This is a genomic window from Pseudomonas sp. BP8, from assembly GCF_017875955.1.
GTDB lineage: Bacteria > Pseudomonadota > Gammaproteobacteria > Pseudomonadales > Pseudomonadaceae > Aquipseudomonas.
Map to the genome: position 1 here is coordinate 2,298,684 of NZ_JAGINK010000001.1, position 16,835 is coordinate 2,315,518.

The 16,835-nt window shown below is 61.2% G+C and carries 15 protein-coding genes; 5 read left to right on the forward strand and 10 right to left on the reverse strand.

Annotation, left to right across the window (positions count from 1 at the left end; translation table 11 throughout):
- Positions 1-12: 12 nt before the first annotated feature.
- The gene (locus tag J3B00_RS10175; RefSeq protein ID WP_209867296.1) at positions 13-927 is read left to right on the forward strand and encodes a DUF808 domain-containing protein; all 915 of its coding nucleotides are present in this window, start codon (positions 13-15) and stop codon (positions 925-927) included.
- A 337-nt stretch (positions 928-1,264) separates the two neighbouring features.
- Here the strand turns inward: J3B00_RS10175 and J3B00_RS10180 are convergent, their stop codons facing one another.
- From J3B00_RS10180 to puuE, 7 genes are all read right to left on the reverse strand, one after another.
- The gene (locus J3B00_RS10180) at positions 1,265-2,047 is read right to left on the reverse strand and encodes an outer membrane protein OmpK (RefSeq protein WP_209867298.1); all 783 of its coding nucleotides are present in this window, start codon (positions 2,045-2,047) and stop codon (positions 1,265-1,267) included.
- Between the two features lie 355 nt (positions 2,048-2,402).
- Positions 2,403-3,188 (reverse strand): outer membrane protein OmpK, encoded by a 786-nt coding sequence (locus tag J3B00_RS10185; RefSeq protein ID WP_209867300.1) that lies wholly within the window; start codon positions 3,186-3,188, stop codon positions 2,403-2,405.
- A 142-nt stretch (positions 3,189-3,330) separates the two neighbouring features.
- The gene (locus tag J3B00_RS10190; protein ID WP_209867302.1) at positions 3,331-4,686 is read right to left on the reverse strand and encodes a nucleobase:cation symporter-2 family protein; all 1,356 of its coding nucleotides are present in this window, start codon (positions 4,684-4,686) and stop codon (positions 3,331-3,333) included.
- 156 nt (positions 4,687-4,842) lie between these two features.
- Positions 4,843-6,162, reverse strand: a complete 1,320-nt coding sequence (locus J3B00_RS10195) for a urate hydroxylase PuuD (protein ID WP_209867304.1) — start codon at positions 6,160-6,162, stop codon at positions 4,843-4,845.
- A 62-nt stretch (positions 6,163-6,224) separates the two neighbouring features.
- Entirely contained in the window at positions 6,225-6,728 is a 504-nt protein-coding gene (locus tag J3B00_RS10200) for an ureidoglycolate lyase (RefSeq protein ID WP_209867306.1), read from the reverse strand.
- 69 nt (positions 6,729-6,797) lie between these two features.
- A complete protein-coding gene (gene uraD, locus J3B00_RS10205) occupies positions 6,798-7,313 on the reverse strand; it encodes a 2-oxo-4-hydroxy-4-carboxy-5-ureidoimidazoline decarboxylase (RefSeq protein WP_209867308.1) in 516 nt (171 codons plus the stop codon).
- Positions 7,313-8,239 carry an allantoinase PuuE gene (gene puuE / locus J3B00_RS10210; protein ID WP_209867310.1) on the reverse strand — a complete coding sequence of 309 codons (927 nt, stop codon included), beginning with the start codon at positions 8,237-8,239 and terminating at the stop codon, positions 7,313-7,315. The genes uraD and puuE overlap by 1 nt, the downstream gene beginning before the upstream one ends.
- A 388-nt stretch (positions 8,240-8,627) precedes the next feature.
- On the opposite strand from puuE, the gene uraH reads away from it, so the two are divergent.
- The 3 genes from uraH to J3B00_RS10225 all read left to right on the forward strand — a co-directional run bounded on the left by uraH (position 8,628) and on the right by J3B00_RS10225 (position 11,806).
- Complete coding sequence (uraH, locus tag J3B00_RS10215) at positions 8,628-8,981, forward strand: hydroxyisourate hydrolase (protein ID WP_150572689.1); 354 nt, start codon at positions 8,628-8,630, stop codon at positions 8,979-8,981.
- Between the two features lie 544 nt (positions 8,982-9,525).
- Positions 9,526-10,893: a group II intron reverse transcriptase/maturase gene (gene ltrA / locus J3B00_RS10220; protein ID WP_209867312.1), complete on the forward strand. Its 1,368-nt coding sequence runs from the start codon at positions 9,526-9,528 to the stop codon at positions 10,891-10,893.
- Positions 10,894-11,659: 766 nt separating this feature from the next.
- Positions 11,660-11,806, forward strand: coding sequence for a hypothetical protein (locus J3B00_RS10225; protein ID WP_209867315.1), 147 nt, complete (start codon positions 11,660-11,662; stop codon positions 11,804-11,806).
- A gap of 132 nt (positions 11,807-11,938) precedes the next feature.
- Here the strand turns inward: J3B00_RS10225 and J3B00_RS10230 are convergent, their stop codons facing one another.
- Positions 11,939-13,258, reverse strand: coding sequence for an NCS2 family permease (locus tag J3B00_RS10230; protein WP_245362759.1), 1,320 nt, complete (start codon positions 13,256-13,258; stop codon positions 11,939-11,941).
- Between the two features lie 384 nt (positions 13,259-13,642).
- Here J3B00_RS10230 and J3B00_RS10235 point away from each other — a divergent pair, with 384 nt between their 5' ends.
- Positions 13,643-14,401, forward strand: coding sequence for a GntR family transcriptional regulator (locus J3B00_RS10235; protein ID WP_209867320.1), 759 nt, complete (start codon positions 13,643-13,645; stop codon positions 14,399-14,401).
- Positions 14,402-14,620: 219 nt separating this feature from the next.
- Here the strand turns inward: J3B00_RS10235 and guaD are convergent, their stop codons facing one another.
- Both guaD and xdhC read right to left on the reverse strand, forming a co-directional pair.
- The gene (gene guaD, locus J3B00_RS10240) at positions 14,621-15,925 is read right to left on the reverse strand and encodes a guanine deaminase (protein WP_209867322.1); all 1,305 of its coding nucleotides are present in this window, start codon (positions 15,923-15,925) and stop codon (positions 14,621-14,623) included.
- Between the two features lie 10 nt (positions 15,926-15,935).
- Positions 15,936-16,781, reverse strand: coding sequence for a xanthine dehydrogenase accessory protein XdhC (xdhC, locus tag J3B00_RS10245; protein WP_209867324.1), 846 nt, complete (start codon positions 16,779-16,781; stop codon positions 15,936-15,938).
- Positions 16,782-16,835: the final 54 nt, after the last annotated feature.

Sequence of the window (16,835 nt, forward strand, 5' to 3'; positions counted from 1 at the left end):
ATACAGGCAAACATGGCAGGAAGCAGTCTACTGGTACTGATCGACGACATCGCGACAGTGCTCGACGATGTCTCGCTGATGACCAAGGTCGCGGCTAAAAAGACCGCCGGCGTACTCGGTGACGACCTCGCGCTCAATGCCCAGCAGGTCACCGGCGTGCGCGCCGAACGGGAAATCCCGGTGGTCTGGGCGGTAGCCAAGGGCTCGTTCCTTAACAAGCTGATCCTGGTGCCGGCGGCGCTGTTGATCAGTGCGTTCATTCCTTGGGCGGTGACCCCGCTGCTGATGCTGGGGGGCGCCTACCTGTGCTTCGAGGGGTTCGAGAAGCTGGCGCACCCCTTCCTCCATGGCAAGGCCGAGGACGACGCCGAGCACAGCGCGCGGTCAGAGGCGGTGGCTGATCCCAAGGTTGATCTGGTGGCCTACGAGAAGGACAAGATCAAGGGCGCGGTGCGCACCGACTTCATCCTCTCGGCGGAGATCATCGCGATCACCCTGGGCACCGTGGCTGATGCGCCGCTGACCCAGCAGATCATCGTGCTGTCGGGCATTGCGATTGTCATGACCATCGGCGTGTATGGGCTGGTGGCCGGCATCGTCAAGCTGGATGACCTTGGCTTGTGGCTGACCCAGAAGGCTTCGCGTGCCGCCCAGGCGGTGGGCAACGGCATCCTGCGGGCGGCGCCGTACATGATGAAGAGCCTGTCGGTGATTGGTACTGCGGCAATGTTTCTGGTCGGTGGCGGGATTCTGGTGCATGGCGTCGAGCCGCTGCATCATGCGATCGAGGCATTCAGTGCCGGGCGCGGTGGGGCGTTGACCGGGGCGTTGCTCAATGGCGTTGTCGGGATGGTTGCCGGGGCGCTGGTGTTGGCGCTGGTGAGTGTGGTGGGCAAGGTGTGGCGAGCGTTCAAACCCGCCAAGTGACCGCAGTGGATGGCCGGGGCAAGGCCCCGGTTCGCGGGACAAGCCCGCTCCTACAGGATCTGCGGTCGGCCGGATTTTGTGATCGACGCAGATCCTGTAGGAGGATCCGGGGTCGGCCGGATTTTGTGATCGACGCAGATCCTGTAGGAGGATCCGGGATCGGTCGGATTTTGTGATCGACGCAGGTCCTGTAGGAGGATCCGGGATCGGTCGGATTTTGTGATCGACGCAGATCCTGTAGGAGGATCCGCGGTCGGCCGGATTTTGTGATCGACGCAGATCCTGTAGGAGCGGGCTTGCCCCGCGAAGGGCTGCGCAGCAGCCCCAGCTACTCAGATCAGAAGTGCACCTTGACCAGCAGGCTGGCGGTGTTCTGGTCGGTGGTGAACCCGTCGGAATCCTTGATCCCGTACTTGTTCTTCCAATAGTCGTACTCAAAGCCCACATACAACTGCTTGTCACCCAGGTGCAGCGCCTTGCCCAGGTCGTATTTGACCTGCGGGTTGAAGTGCAGGTTGGCCTGATAGGTACCGCGGCGGTTCTCGTCGTTGTCGACCACCCAGTCCATGAAACCGTCGATGAGGATGTCGGAGGAGCCCACAGGAATGGTGTACGACCAGACCGGGGTGATCTGCCAGACATTGTCACCGGCACGGCTGCCGTCGGTGGTGCGCTGGTAGAAGTTCAGCTGGAAGTAGTCGAAGCCCGGGATGTCCAGGTCGAAGCCAGGGCCGATCAGGTACGACTCGGTGTCACCCTCGCCAAACTCGTAGGTCATCGCCAGCAGCACGTCCTTGACCGGGCCGAATGCCAGCTTCTGGTCGAAGATCTTGCCGAACGACAAACGCGGGCTGATCTCGCCGTAGTAGGTATTGTCGCCGTTACCCGAGTCCTTCTTGCCGTTGTAGAAGATCTTGTCGACGAAGATGAAGTTGTCGCCGTACTTCCAGCCATCGGCGTGCTCGAAGGTGACGGTTTGCTGGATCGCCGGGTTGACCTTGAAGTTCTTGCCCCACAGGTAGGTCAGGCTGTTGTTCTGCCACTGCAGCAGGTCACCAGCGACGCTTGCGCCAGAAGCCAGCAGGCCACCGGCGAGGATCAGGCTATTGATGGTACGCATTGGGTGTGTCGCTCCCTTGTTTCTATCTGTTGTCGGCGCTCGTAAGTGGCGCCTTTCTTGTCTTTTGAGTCAGTTTTTTTCGATAGGCCACAACTGTTTGGCAAGAGCTGCGCCAACTTTCGCAGTTGGTCGCAGCTATCCTGCTCGACGTCTTTCTGAACGGATGAAAAGGGTACTGTAAGGCTGGCAACACGTTGGCCAACCGCCCGAATTCATTGACTGAGCGGTCAGAAAACGCGGGCAGAAATCATTCTGCCCTGAGCGAGGGGGCGCGCAGATTACTCACTTGCGCGTCGCGCCTCAAGTGCTCCGTCCTGGAGCACTACTCACCAAACTTGGGCGCTTGGTCAGATTCTTAAAAGTGCACTTTCACCAGCGCACTGGCAACGCTCTGATTACTGTCGACGTTGCCACGGCTGTCGATGCCGTATTTGTCTTTCCAGTAGCTGTATTCAAAGCCGACATACAGCTGTTTGGCGCCGAGGTTGAGCGCCTTGCCCAGGTCGTATTTGACCTGCGGGTTGAACTGCAGGTTGGCGTGGTAGGTGCCGCGGCGGGTCTGGTCGTTGTCCACCACCCAATCGATGTAGCCATCGATGAGAATGTCGGAGCGACCGACCGGAATGGTGTAGGACCAGGCCGGGGTAATCTGCCAGACATTGTCACCGGGGCGGCTGCCTTCGGTGTTGCGCAGGTAGAAGTTGAGGGTGAAGTAGTTGAAGCCAGGGATCGCCAGATCGAAGCCGGGGCCGATCAGGTAGGCCTCGTTGTCGCCTTCACCACGCTCGTAGGTCATCGCCAGGAGCACGTCCTTGACCGGGCCGAAGGCGAAGCTCTGGCCGGTGATCTTGCCCAGTGACAGGCGTGGGCTGAACTCACCGTAGTAGGTAGTGACGCCTTTGCTGGCGTCGGCCTTGCCGTTGTAGAAAATCTTGTCGACGAACATGAAGGTGTCGCCGTACTTCCATTTGTTGGCGTGCTCGAAGGTGATCGTCTGCTGGATGCCTGGGTTGACCTTGAAGTCCTTGCCGTACAAGTACGACAGGCTTTCGCCATGCCACTGCAGCCATTCGCCGGCGTGGGTGGGGAGGGCGGCCAGCAAGCTGCTGCCCAGCAACAGGGACGAGGTGATGCGCTTCATGTTGTGATTCCCGGACTTATTGTTTTTGTTGGGGTGTTTTCGGCGCGCAGGCGCCCCGGACGGCCCATTCCGGCGGGCCGACGGTGATGCGTTGCTACGAGGTATGAGAAACGGGGTGGGCAGCAGCGCCACCCCTTCTCATTCAGTGCTGGTGACAGGCGTCGTTGTGCGCCGCCCGATCAGCCCCACCGAGGATGTTGAACAGCACGTTCAGCACCAGGGCACTGAGCGTGGCCATGGCGATGCCGCTGTGGGTGATGGGCTCCATCCAGCCAGGCATCTGGGCGAAGAATTCCGGCTTGACCACGGGGATCAGGCCAAAACCGATGCTCACTGCCACCAGCAACTGGTTGCGCCGGTCAGCGATGTCCGCCTCCTGGAGGATCTTGATCCCGGTCGCGGTGACCATGCCGAACATGGCGATGGACGCACCGCCGAGTACCGCCGGCGGGATCGAGGCGATCAGGTAGGCCGCCTTGGGCAGCAGGCTGAGCATGATCAGCATGGCGCCGGCCATGACCGTGACGTAGCGGCAGCGTACCCCGGTCATTTGCACCAGGCCGATGTTCTGGGCAAACGAGGAGTGGGTGAAGGTGTTGAAAAAGCCCGCGATGAACGATGCGCCGGCATCGCACAACAGGCCACGGCGAAGCATCCCTGGGGTTACTTCGCGATCGGTCACCTTGCCCAGCGCGAGAAACATGCCGGTGGACTCGACGAAGATGATCACCACCACCAGGCACATCGACAGGATCGGTGCGAGGCTGAACGTCGGCATGCCGAAGTGCAGCGGGGTCACTACCTGCAGCCAGGGTGCAGCACCCAGGCCCGACAGGTCGACCATGCCGATCGAGCCGGCCAGGATATAGCCCAGGCCCATCCCGACCAGTACCGAAACGTTGACCCAGAACCCGCGCATGAAGCGGTTGATCAACAGGATGACCGCCAGCACCAGGCTGGCCACCATCAGGTAGATCGGCGAGCCGAAGGTTTCTGCCTGGTCGCCGCCGCCGGCCCAGTTGACCGCGACCGGGAACAACGACAGGCCGATCGAGGTAATCACCGTGCCGGTGACCAGTGGTGGGAAGAAGCGCACCACCTTGGACATGAACGGCGCGATCAGCATGCCGAAGAAGCCGGCGGCGATGGTCGCGCCGAAGATCCCCTGCAGGCCCACCCCGGGCATGCCGGCCATGGCCACCATGCTGCCGACAGCGGCAAAGCTGGCGCCCATCATGACCGGCATGCGAATGCCGACCGGGCCGATACCGAACGATTGGATGATGGTGGCAACGCCTGCGACCAGCAGGTCGGCGTTGATCAGGAACGCGACTTCTTCGCGTGACAGGCCAGCAGCCTGGCCGATGATCAGCGGCACGGCAATCGCGCCTCCGTACATCAGCAGCACATGTTGCAGGCCGACCAGAATCAGCTGAAACAGGGGCAGGGGCTGTCGGGGCGGCGCAACGGGAATGTACGCCTTGGATGACTCGGACATGCAGCACCTCGAGTTTTGTTCTTATTCTCGGAGCCAAGCGTCGGGCTCCCGGTGGCAGGCTTGCCAGACAAGGCCTGGGTACCACCGGGAGTCCTAGCTCGATGCTTGCAACGTACTACGTACAGCTTGACGTCGATGTATGGCTTGCGGTGTCGATCAGTTGACCGGGGCGCCCTTGGCGATCCAGTCACCGACCAGCTTGCGTTCCTCGACAGTCATCTGGGTGATGTTGCCCAGCGGCATGATCTGGCTGGCAACCGCTTGCGCTTGAATCCGCGCGGCCTGGGCCTGGATCTGTTGCGGCGTGTCGAATACCACGCCGCCAGGTGCGGTGCTGAACAGTGGGCTGGTCGGTTTCGACGAGTGGCACACGGTGCAGCGTTCCTGGATGACATTGTGGATCGTGTCGAAGGTGTCACCCGCACCCTGGGCGCTGGCCTGGGCTGGCGCCTCGGCAGGTGCCTGGGCAGCCTTGGTGGCTTCTTCGGCGCGCAGCTCGGCGGCGGTCTTGCCGCCTACGGCAGTGGCTGGCAGCGGCTGGTAGTCGATCTTCGCCGCAGCCTGCTCAGGCGCAACAGACATCGGCTTGGGGCCGGTGACGTAGGCCAGGCAGATCATCGCCAGGGCGCCGACCGGCAGGGTCCAGGCGTACTTGTTGCTGTCGTGACGGGTGTTGAAGTAGTGACGGATCAATACCGCAGCCACTGCGATCCCGGCCAGGATCAGCCAGTTGTACTGGCTGCCATAGGTGCTCGGGAAGTGGTTGCTGATCATGATGAACAGCACCGGCAGGGTGAAGTAGTTGTTGTGGCGCGAGCGCAGCAGGCCCTTGGCCGGCAGCAACGGGTCAGGCGTCTGGTTGTTCTCGATCGCAGCCACCAGCTGGCGTTGGGCCGGCATGATGATGCGGAACACGTTGCCGACCATGATCGTACCGATGATCGCGCCAGTGTGCAGGTAGGCGCCACGGCCGCTGAACACCAGGCTGAAGCCCCAGCAGGCGGCGATGATCAGCACGAACAGCACACCGCCGAGCAGGGCGGGGCGCTTGCCCAGTGGCGAGTCGCAAAGGATGTCGTAGATGAACCAGCCGGCCACCAGCGAGCCGATACCGATGGCAACGCCTTCGGCACCGCTGAGGGTGCTGCCGGGTGCCAGCAGGTAGAGCGTCGGGTTCCAGTAGAACACCACGCACAGCAGGGCGATCCCGGACATCCAGGTGAAATAGGCTTCCCATTTGAACCAGTGCAGGTTCTCGGGCATTTTTGGCGGCGCGAGCTTGTACTTCTCCAGGTGGTAGATACCGCCACCGTGGATGGCCCAGAGGTCACCTGACAACCCATCGCGCGGGTTGCTTCGATTCAGGTGGTTCTCCAGCCAGACGAAGTAGAACGATGCACCGATCCAGGCCACGCCGGTGATCATGTGAACCCAGCGAATGCTCAGGTTCAGCCATTCGTGAAGGTGTGCTTCCACAGTAGTTACCTCTTGCCGGTCACAACTCAGGCACGCATGGCCCCTGGATGACCGACCTTTTCTTATTGGTGGGGATTGAGGATCAGCATCTGTTCCTCGCTGAAGTAATGCTCGTCGCAGTTGTTGCCGGAACCACTGCGATCAACCACCAGGAAATCATCCCGCTTTTCGATCGTAAGCACCGGGTGGTGCCAAACGCCGCGATGGTAATTGATGCCCTGCCTGCCGTTACTGCGGAAGGCGCGGACATGACCTGATACAGGTGCATCGCCAACTGGCGCGACCACGATCAGAAAGGGGTTGCCGAGCAGCGGAATGAAAGCCTGGCTGCCCAGCGGATGGCGTTCCAGCATGCGCACGGTCAAGGGCATTTCCAGCGCGTCGGCGCGGAAGATGCTGATGATGGCGTTGTCCTCGGGCTCGGCGGTTTCGACCGTGGCGAGCTTGTGGAAGCGCATGGTCGAGCCGTTGTTGATCATGAAGTGGTCGCTGCCGTCGGTTTCGATCACGTCACCGAACTGGGCGAAGGCTTCTTTGGTCAGGGGCTCGATCACTAGTGTGCGCATGCTTGTTATCTCTTCTTCTATGTTCTGAATAGGGCTAAGACGGTTGCGGCGGGCGCGGGCCCGCGGTTGTTACAGTTGCAGCAGGCGGAACAACGCGATCAGGTTGATCTGCGCCAGGGCTTCCTTGAATTCGGCAGCGGCATCGTTATGGATGCGCTTCTCGAACGCGGCGAGGATCTGGTGCCGGTTGCTGCCCTTGACCGCCATGATGAACGGGAACTGGAACTTGGCCTTGTAGGCGTCGTTGAGTTCGGTGAACCGGGCGAACTCTTCGGCGGTGCACTGGTGGATACCGGCACCGGCCTGTTCGTTGGTGCTCGATTCGGTCAGCTCTCCCTGGATCGCGGCCTTGCCGGCGAGGTCCGGGTGAGCGTTGATCAAGGCCAGCTGGTCAGCGTGATTGGCGCTGAGGAGGATGTCGCTCATGCGCTGGTGGAGGGCTTCGACCTCGTCCAGCTCTGCCAGTTGGCCCAGGTCATAGGCCTTCTCGGCAACCCACGGCGAGTGCTCGTAGACGTCGGCAAAGGCGCTGACGAAGGCGTCGCGGTCGAGGGTCGATGGCGTGAGGGTCTTGAAGGCGGTCATCAGGCGTTCTCTTTCTGGTACGGGTGGGTGGTGTGCCAGTGGCGGGCGATGTCCACGCGACGGGCGAACCAGACCTGCTCATGGCTCTTGGCGTACTCGACGAAGCGCTTGAGCGCAGCCAGCCGCGCCGGGCGACCGATCAGGCGGCAGTGCAGGCCGATGGAGAGCATCTTCGGCGCCTCGGCGCCTTCTTCGTAGAGCACGTCGAAGGCGTCCTTGAGGTACTGGAAGAATTGCTCGCCGCAGTTGAAACCCTGCACCTGGGTGAAGCGCATGTCGTTGGTGTCCAGGGTGTAGGGGATCACTAGGTGCGGCTTGTCGGTCGGGTTGTTGCTTTCCCAGTAGGGCAGGTCGTCGTCGTAGGTGTCGCTGTCATAGAGGAAACCACCTTCTTCCATCACCAGGCGGCGGGTGTTGGCGCCGGTGCGGCCGGTGTACCAGCCCAGCGGGCGTTCGCCGGTGAGCTCGGTGAGAATGCGGATGGCCTCGAGCATGTGCTCGCGTTCCTGGGCCTCGTCCATGTTCTGGTAATCGATCCAGCGGTAGCCGTGGCTGCAGATCTCATGGCCAGCGTCGACCATGGCGCGGATCACGTCAGGGTGGCGCTGGGCGGCCATGGCCACGGCGAAGATGGTCAGCGGCACGCCGGTGTCCTTGAACAGCTTGAGCAGGCGCCATACGCCTGCGCGGCTGCCGTACTCGTAGAGCGATTCCATGCTCATGTTGCGCTGGCCCTGCAGGGGCTGGGCGGCAACCATTTCAGAGAGGAAGGCTTCGGACTCTTTGTCGCCGTGCAGGATGTTGCGCTCGCCACCTTCTTCATAATTGAGTACGAAAGACAGCGCGATGCGGGCGTTGCCCGGCCATTGCGGGTGAGGTGGGTTGTTGCCGTAACCGATCAGGTCGCGAGGGTAGTCAGCGCTCACTGCAGTCTTCCTTCTTGTACGTTGTGCGAGGGGTGGTGGGCCCGCGTCGGGTTGTCGCACTCACCGGATAGGCTGATTGTATACAACTTCTGAAATCTTTTGTAAGCCTGTTTTTCCGCATTTCTGCCCTTTTGTCGCTTGAGAATGCTTTGCAAGAAACTTGCCTGAATGGTCAGCTAATGACCTTGGCCTGCGCATACAACCCATATCCGGCCTCACATAGCAGGTTTTCGCAGGCGTGAGAGGCGGTGGTGCGGAAGGGTCTAAAAAATTGTGTACAATCTATTGAGAAAGTGTCTTAATGAACTCATTCCCGCACACGGCAGGCCCTCTTAGGGTGCTTGCTGGGTATTTTCTGCCCACGAACTGAACAAGAGGCGACACGCAAATGGGACGTTTGACCACTCACGTACTGGACGCTGCGCATGGCTGCCCAGGCAGCTCGATCAAGGTCGAGCTGTACCGTGTCGAAGGCCAGCAGCTGGAATTGGTAAACACCGCGCTGACCAATAGCGATGGCCGCGTCGATGCGCCGTTGCTGCAGGGTGATGATTACCGTACCGGCGTCTACCAGTTGCAGTTCAGCGCCGGGGATTACTATCGGGCTCGGGGCGTTGCTTTGCCAGAAGCGGCGTTCCTGGATGTTGTGGTGCTGCGCTTTGGGGTCGACGAGAAGCAGGAGCACTACCATGTGCCGTTGCTGATCTCGCCTTACAGCTACTCGACCTATCGTGGAAGCTAGTTGGTCGCTAGAAGAATCTTCGTAGGTCCTTGGCCCGCTCTCACACTGGCGGGCTTTTTTTCGTCTGGACTTTTTGCCAGGGGGGGTTGGGGTTGGGTTGGGTTGGGGGCTTATCCATTTGATGTGGTGGTGCTACCGGCCCCTTCCGCCCTTACGGCGGGTCACTTGTGCGCCCGGCATGGGCGCCATCCTGGAGGTGCAAGTCCTCCCGCGAGCTGGCCACAGCGAGCGAAGCGAAGCGCAACTGCAGAAGGGCGACCGACTGTGGGGAGGAAGCGTGGAGCATAAACCTTGAGCCGAGGTACACGAATCGCATCTGAGGCGTATTCGGTCAGGGCGAGCAGCCAAGTGCCTGCGAAGCTCTTGTGGCCTAAAGGCCGGATACGTAAATGCGGCGGTTGTGAGGTGAAGGATGGCGTTCTTACCCGGGGAGATCTCGCCTTGTGTCCGAAAGGACGACGGTGTGAGCTGGAGCGAGAAGTCAGCAGAGGTCGTAGTAGCTGTTTAACAGCGAAGGGCCGAACGAGAAGGAAAGTGGTTTGACATGAAGATACAGCCGGCCGTGCAACAGATGCCTGGTAACTCGGGGCGGGAGTCGACGAAGAGGGGTGAATCCCTGGCGCGCGGCTCCAGCGTTGAAGCTGGCTGTCCGCGACATGATCCAAACCCCACAGATGGAGGGCTGCTGCAAGCAGCCCTAACCAGAGAAAATCTATTGCTTGCACTCAAGCGGGTGCGTTCGAACAAAGGTGTTGCAGGTGTAGACGGTCTCACGATCGACGAAACCGTAGAGCACCTGAAAACGGCGTGGCCGCTGATCCGTCGGCAACTGCTGGCGGGTGAATACCGGCCAGCGCCGGTGCGTAGGGTATTGATCCCAAAGCCGGGCGGTGGCGAGCGTAAGCTCGGTATACCGACGGTCACGGACAGGGTCATCCAGCAGGCGCTGCTGCAGGTTCTCCAGCCTTTGCTGGATCCTGGTTTCAGTGAGCACAGCTATGGTTTTCGCCCCGGTCGCAACGCGCACCAAGCTGTTTTGGCCGCGCAGCAACACATCCATTCGGGGTGTGGAATCGTGGTGGACGTGGATCTTGAGCAGTTTTTCGACTGCGTCCAGCATGACTTGCTGATCGCCCGGCTGAGCAGGACGGTGACTGATCGTGGCGTACTGCGCCTGATTCGTGCCTACCTGAACTGCGGGACATTGATCGGCCAGGACATAGTGGTGGACCGACAGGGGACGCCGCAAGGCGGTCCGCTTTCACCCCTGTTGGCGAACGTGGTGCTGGATGAGGTGGACAAGGAGCTGGAGCGACGGGGTCATCGCTTCGTCAGGTATGCGGATGATGCCAACGTTTACGTTCGAAGCCCCAAAGCCGGCTTGCGGGTGATGGCACTGCTCCGACGCCTTTACGGTCGTCTTGGGCTGCGGGTGAACGAAGGCAAAAGCGCGGTTGGCAGTGCGTTTGGTCGAAAGTTTCTGGGGTACGGCTTCTGGCTGTCAGCGCAAGGCAAGATCAGACGCTGGGCAACAACCAAGGCGTTACAGACCTTCAAACAACGGATCCGGGGGTTGACCAAACGTAATGGTGGTCGAAGTCTGGAGCAGGTGATTGAGGGGTTGAGACCTTACCTACTGGGCTGGAAAGCGTACTTCTGCTTGTCGCAAACCACCGCGATGTGGAGGCGTTTGGACGGGTGGATACGACGAAGGCTCAGGGCGATCCAGCTCAAGCAATGGAGAACCGGCAGAACGATCTATCGTGAAGTGCGCAAGATGGGCGCCAGCCCCAAGTTGGCTGCACAGACTGCGGCGCAGAGCCATAGGGTATGGCATAACAGTGCCGGCCTGATTCATGGCGTACTGACGGTTGCCTGGTTTGACCGGATGGGGTTACCCCGCCTGATCTGATCTGGAGTTCTCGAACCGCCCGGTGCGGACCCGCATGCCGGGTGGTGTGGCAGGGGCGCGGCTAGAGGGCTGCCCCCTATGCCGATTTTTTCTTGGAAAAAAGTAACCAAAAACCGCTTGCTCCTGCATCCGGCCCTTCGCTGCGCTACGGGTTCCCTCGCTCCGGTCTTGCTCCGGGAGGACCGCGCTGTACGGCCCATCCTGGGCCTCAGCGCTTTCCGGCCATCCATGGCCTCCACCTCCCTGCGCAAGACCTGCGCTCGGCCTCCTGAAGTCGCTGTAGATCAAGAGCAAGATCAAGATCAAGATCAACAGCTAGGGCAACGGCTGGCGAATCGCTGCGCTCTCGCTTTGTTTATTTACCAGCGGAATTGTGGTGTGGCTGGCAGGGCTCCGCCCTGCGATTTGCATCGGCAGTCCCGGCCTCTTCGCGGGACAAGCCCGCTCCTACAGGGGTTGCGCCGAATTCAAAATTTGCGCTGTACCTGTAGGAGCGGGCTTGTCCCGCGAAGAGGCCCGAATATCCACCACACCTGCCACTATCGAAGACAACGCCAGCCCAGACGCCACCCGTAACAGGGGTTGCGCCGAATTCAAAATTTGCGCAATACCTGTAGGGGCGGCGGTGCGGCGATCCGACTTGCCCCGCGAAGAGGCCCGAATATCCACCACACCTGCCACTATCGAAGACAACGCCAGTCCAGACGCCACCCGTAACAGGGGTTGCGCCGAATTCAAAATTTGCGCAATACCTGTAGGAGCGGGCTTGTCCCGCGAAGAGGCCCGAATATCCACCACCGCAGCCACTGTCGAAGACAACGCCAGCCCAGACGCCACCCGTAACTTCGCGACGTCAGGAGGCCGGATGCAGGAGCAGGCGGTTTTTGGTTACTTTTTCCAAGAAAAAAAGTGACCCGCCGTAAGGGCGGAAGGGGCCAGTGGCGCGACCACATCAAACGGATAAGCCCACAATCCTCACCGCACACCCCCAAAGCCCAGCCCAAAAGAAAGGGCGCCGAAGCGCCCTTGGTTATCGCAGCGGAGGTTAAAGGAACACGAACTTGGCAATGAATATCGCGCACAGTACCCACAAACTGGCCGAGATTTCCTTGTACTTGCCCGTCCCCGCCTTGAGCACCACATAGCTGATAAAGCCCAGCGCAATGCCGTCCGCTACAGAGAAGGTCAACGGCATCATGATCACCGTGACGATCGCCGGAATGCTGTCAGTCGCTTCGTCCCAGTTGATATGGGCCATGCTGCCCATCATCAGCATCGCCACATAAATCAGCGCGCCAGCAGTCGCATAGGCGGGGATCATCCCCGCCAGCGGGGCGAAGAACATCGCCGCGACGAACAGGATGCCAACCACCACGGCAGTCAGCCCGGTACGGCCACCCGCCGCAACACCTGCCGCGCTCTCGACGTAGCTGGTCACCGGCGGTACACCCACCGCTGCACCAAACACACTCGATGCACTGTCGGCCTTCAAGGCCCGTGACAGGTTTTCGATCTTGCCATCCGGCCCCACCAGGTTGGCTCGCTGGGCAACGCCCATCAAGGTTCCGGCAGTGTCGAACATGTGCACGAAGAGAAACGCCAGGACCACGCTGATCATGCTGATGTTGAACACGCCGGCGACATCCATGGCCATCCAGGTCGGCGCCAGGCTCGGCGGCATCGACACCACCCCGCCAAATTTGACCAGGCCCAGTCCCCAGCCGGCCAGGGTGACGCCGACGATGCTGATCAGAATCGCGCCGAATACCCGTTTGTAGCTGAGGATGGCGATCATCAGGAAGCACACCGCCGCCAGCAGCGGGCCAGGTTCATGCAGCGAGCCCAGCTTGATCAGCGTGGCCGGGCTGTCGACGATGATGCCTGCGGTCTTCAGGCCGATCAGTCCGAGAAACAATCCGACGCCAGCCCCCATTGCATGGCGCAGGCTCAACGGGATGCTGTTGAGCAACCACTCGCGCACCTTCGACAAGGTCAGGAACATGAACAGCACCCCGGAAACGAACACCGCACCCAGCGCGGCCTCCCAGGTGTAGCCCATGGTGCCGACCACGGTGTAGGTAAAGAAGGCGTTGAGGCCCATCCCCGGTGCCAGGCCGACCGGCCAGTTGGCGTAGAGGCCCATCAACAGGCAACCGAGTGCCGCCGAGATGCAGGTGGCGACGAATGCCGCGCCGTGATCGATACCCGCATCAGCCATGATGTTGGGGTTGACGAAGATGATGTAGGCCATGGTGATGAAGGTGGTCACCCCGGCGATCATTTCCGTCCTGACGGTGGTGCCGTGGTGCTTGAGTTTGAAAATCCGCTCCAGCCAGCTCCTTTCGGGCGGCGGGGCGAGATCCAGCGTAGGGGCTTCGGATTTGCGGCTTTCCACAGCGGGGTACTCCTCAAGTATTTCTTGTTGTTCGGAGCCAGTGACCTGCGCCATGCACTTGGTGACTCCGCGAGGGGGTGGCAGACGCCTGACCGTTTTGTTGACTTATGGGTCAGGAAGTCGCTCGCTGGATTATCCTTTTGTGTACAAAGAATGCAAATAATGTTTTATCTTTTGTTCGCACAATCCTTCGCAGTGTGGCTATATGGCGAAAAGGCCACCTGCAGAAACGGGTCAGCCTGTGTACAATGGACGCATACCTTTCCCCTTATTTATCAACCAGGGCTTGCCATCCACCCTCTGACAGGTATTACAGTCAAGGTCCGACTGGCGGATTCCCGTGCTCGAGTGCCCATGAACGAACAGCTGCAACCTCTCAAGAAACCTGTGCGCGTTGGCAAGGCCGGCCGCAGCGGTACCCAGGACGACATCGTCTACGCGCATATTTTCGAGGCGATCCTTGAGCAGCGCCTGGCGCCTGGCACCAAGTTGAGCGAGGAAGCGTTGGGCGAGATCTTCGGCGTCAGCCGCACCATCATTCGCCGTGCGCTGTCGCGCCTGGCCCATGAAAGCGTGGTGCTGTTGCGGCCTAACCGCGGCGCTGTGGTCGCCAGCCCAACGGTTGAAGAAGCGCGCCAGGTGTTCTTCTCGCGGCGCATGGTCGAACGGGCCATCACTGAATTGGCGGTGCAGCATGCAACCGTCGAGCAACTCAACGAGCTGCGGCATATGGTCCGCGAGGAGCGCGACAGCTTCTCCCGTGGCGATCGTGGCGCGGGGATCCGCTTGTCCGGCGAGTTTCATCTGAAGCTGGCCGAGGCGGCGGGCAATGCACCGCTGGTGAGCTTCCAGCGCAGCCTGGTGTCGCAGACCTCACTGATCATCGCCCAGTACGAGAGCGGCAACCGCTCGCATTGCTCGTACGATGAACACATGCAACTGATCGACGCCATCGAGGCGCGCGATGCCGCGCAGGCGGTGAGCCTGATGATGCATCACATGGACCATATCGACAGCAAGTTGAACCTGGACGAAGAGAGTGCTTCGGATGATCTGCATGCGGTGTTTTCGCACTTGCTGCAGACCAAGAAGCGCGCACCGGCCAAGGGTTGATCGTCTTCCTCGGGTGACTGTGTGGTGAGGCTTCGGGCCTCTTCGCGGGGCAAGCCCGCTCCTACAGGATCGGTGAACGCCGCCGAACCTGTAGGAGCGGGCTTGCCCCGCGAAGGGGCCCGAGCTGTCACTGCAAATGCCGGCACCCTGCAACGCCACTGGCCATTGGCCCGGGGCGGCGATCGGCGGCGCAGAGTACCGGGGCCTGGCGCGCGAAGCTTAGCGCTGGTGCACGCAGCGTCCGGCGGCGTAGGTTTCGCGCACGGTGCGGTCATCGCCGAGGGTGGTCAACACGAACAGGGTTTCTTCGATGCTGTTGGACTGCTGGATACGGTAGTCCAGGAGTGGCGTGGCCTTGTAGTCGAGCACCACGAAGTCGGCGTCGTTGCCCGGTTGCAGGCTGCCGATGCGGTCGTCCAAGCGCAGCGCTCGGGCGCCACCTAAAGTCGCCAGGTACAGCGATTTGTACGGGTGCAGGCGTGCGCCCTGCATCTGCATGACCTTGTACGCCTCATTTAAGGTGTTGAGCAGCGAGAAACTGGTGCCGGCGCCGACGTCGGTACCCAGGCCAACATTGACCTTGAATTTTTCCGCCTGCGGCAGGTTGAACAGGCCGCTGCCGAGGAACAGGTTGGAGGTCGGGCAGAAGGCAACCGCCGAGCCGGTTTCGGCCAGGCGCTGGCATTCGTCGTCGCACAGGTGCACGCCGTGGGCGAACACCGAGCGCTCACCGAGCAGCTCGAAATGGTCATAGACGTCCAGGTAGCCCTTCTGCTCGGGGAACAGCGCCTTGACCCAGTCGATCTCCTTGAGGTTCTCCGACAGGTGGGTGTGCAGGTACACGCCTGGATGCTCCTTGAGCAGCTGCCCCGCCAGGGCCAATTGCTCGGGGGTGCTGGTCGGCGCGAAGCGTGGGGTTACTGCGTAGTGCAGGCGGCCCTTGCCATGCCAGCGCTGGATCAGCGCCTTGCTCTCGCTGTAGGACGATTCGGCGGTGTCGGTCAGGTAGTCAGGTGCATTGCGGTCCATCATCACCTTGCCGGCGATCAGGCGCAGGTCAAGACGCTCGGCTTCTTCGAACAGGGCATTGACCGACTCAGGGTGCACGCTGCCGAACACCAGTGCGGTGGTGGTGCCGTTGCGCAGCAGTTCCTGCAGGAAGATCTTCGCGACCTTGTCGGCATGGTCCTTGTCGGCGAACTGTTTTTCGCACGGGAAGGTGTAGGTGTTCAGCCAGTCCAGCAATTGCTCGCCGTAGGAGCCGATCATGCCGGTCTGCGGGAAGTGGATATGGGTGTCGATGAAACCCGGGGTGATCAGGCTGTCCTGGTAGTGCACCACTTCGATATCGGCATCGAGGGTGGGCAACAGGTCGCTGGCATGGCCGAGCGCGCTGATGCGGCCGTTGTCGACCACCAGCAGGCCGTCTTCGTAATAGGCATGCGACGCTTCCAGGCCGACCTCGGCAGGGTCGGCGACGCTGTGCAGGATGGCGGAACGGTAGGCTTTGCGGGTTGTGCTCATATAACGCTCGTCAGATGGCTTGGCTGCGCCGGGAAGGCGGCAGCAGTTGGGCGATAGGGCCGGCGTTGACGGCAGCATCGTGCTGGCCGAAGCAGGCGTTGTAGGTGGCAATGATCTCGGCGGCAATCGACACGGCGATCTCGATCGGCAGTTTGCCCTTGACCTCGGCGAGGCCCATTGGGCAGCGCATGCGCGCCAGCAGGGCATCGTCGTAGCCGCGCTCGCGCAAGCGGTGCTCGAACTTGACCCGCTTGGTCTTCGAGCCGATCAGGCCGAACCAGGTGAAATCATTGCGCTTGAGGATGGCCGCGGTCAGCTCCAGATCGAGCTGGTGGTTGTGGGTCATGACGATGCAGTAGCTGCCTGGCGGCAGGTCAGCGACTTCGTCAACCGGCTCCTCGCTGATGATTCGGCTGACCCCGGCGGGGATCAGCTCGGGAAACTCCTGCTCGCGTGAGTCGATCCAGCGCACTCGGCAGGGCAGGGCGGCGAGCAAGGGTACCAGAGCCCGGCCGACATGGCCCGCGCCGAACACGGCGATCTGCGCCTGCACCGCGGCCATCGGTTCGAACAACAGCACGGTGACGCCGCCGCAGCATTGGCCAAGGCTGGCGCCGAGGCTGAAACGCTCCAGGTGGGGCGTGCTGCGTTGCTCCTCGAGCATCTGCCGGGCGATGTGCAAGGCTTTGTATTCCAGGTGGCCGCCGCCGATGGTGTCGAACAGCTGGCGGGCGCTGACGACCATCTTCGAGCCGGCGTTGCGCGGGGTCGAGCCGCGTTCCTCGATGATGGTGACCAGCACGCAGGGTTCGCCGCGAGCTTGCAGGTCGGCGAGGGCGTTGATCCATTGGTGCATGATCCTGAACCTCTCTGAAGATCTACACGGCCCCTGTGGGCGCGGTTGAACCCG

What these genes read in the sequence shown, in the direction of transcription:
- ltrA (WP_209867312.1), top strand. Translation starts at nt 9,526, where the DNA reads ATGAAGATACAGCCGGCCGTGCAACAGATGCCTGGTAACTCGGGGCGG.
- J3B00_RS10185 (WP_209867300.1), bottom strand. Translation starts at nt 3,188, where the DNA reads ATGAAGCGCATCACCTCGTCCCTGTTGCTGGGCAGCAGCTTGCTGGCC.
- uraD (WP_209867308.1), bottom strand. Translation starts at nt 7,313, where the DNA reads ATGACCGCCTTCAAGACCCTCACGCCATCGACCCTCGACCGCGACGCC.
- J3B00_RS10180 (WP_209867298.1), bottom strand. Translation starts at nt 2,047, where the DNA reads ATGCGTACCATCAATAGCCTGATCCTCGCCGGTGGCCTGCTGGCTTCT.
- J3B00_RS10235 (WP_209867320.1), top strand. Translation starts at nt 13,643, where the DNA reads ATGAACGAACAGCTGCAACCTCTCAAGAAACCTGTGCGCGTTGGCAAG.
- J3B00_RS10190 (WP_209867302.1), bottom strand. Translation starts at nt 4,686, where the DNA reads ATGTCCGAGTCATCCAAGGCGTACATTCCCGTTGCGCCGCCCCGACAG.
- J3B00_RS10175 (WP_209867296.1), top strand. Translation starts at nt 13, where the DNA reads ATGGCAGGAAGCAGTCTACTGGTACTGATCGACGACATCGCGACAGTG.
- guaD (WP_209867322.1), bottom strand. Translation starts at nt 15,925, where the DNA reads ATGAGCACAACCCGCAAAGCCTACCGTTCCGCCATCCTGCACAGCGTC.
- xdhC (WP_209867324.1), bottom strand. Translation starts at nt 16,781, where the DNA reads ATGCACCAATGGATCAACGCCCTCGCCGACCTGCAAGCTCGCGGCGAA.
- uraH (WP_150572689.1), top strand. Translation starts at nt 8,628, where the DNA reads ATGGGACGTTTGACCACTCACGTACTGGACGCTGCGCATGGCTGCCCA.
- J3B00_RS10200 (WP_209867306.1), bottom strand. Translation starts at nt 6,728, where the DNA reads ATGCGCACACTAGTGATCGAGCCCCTGACCAAAGAAGCCTTCGCCCAG.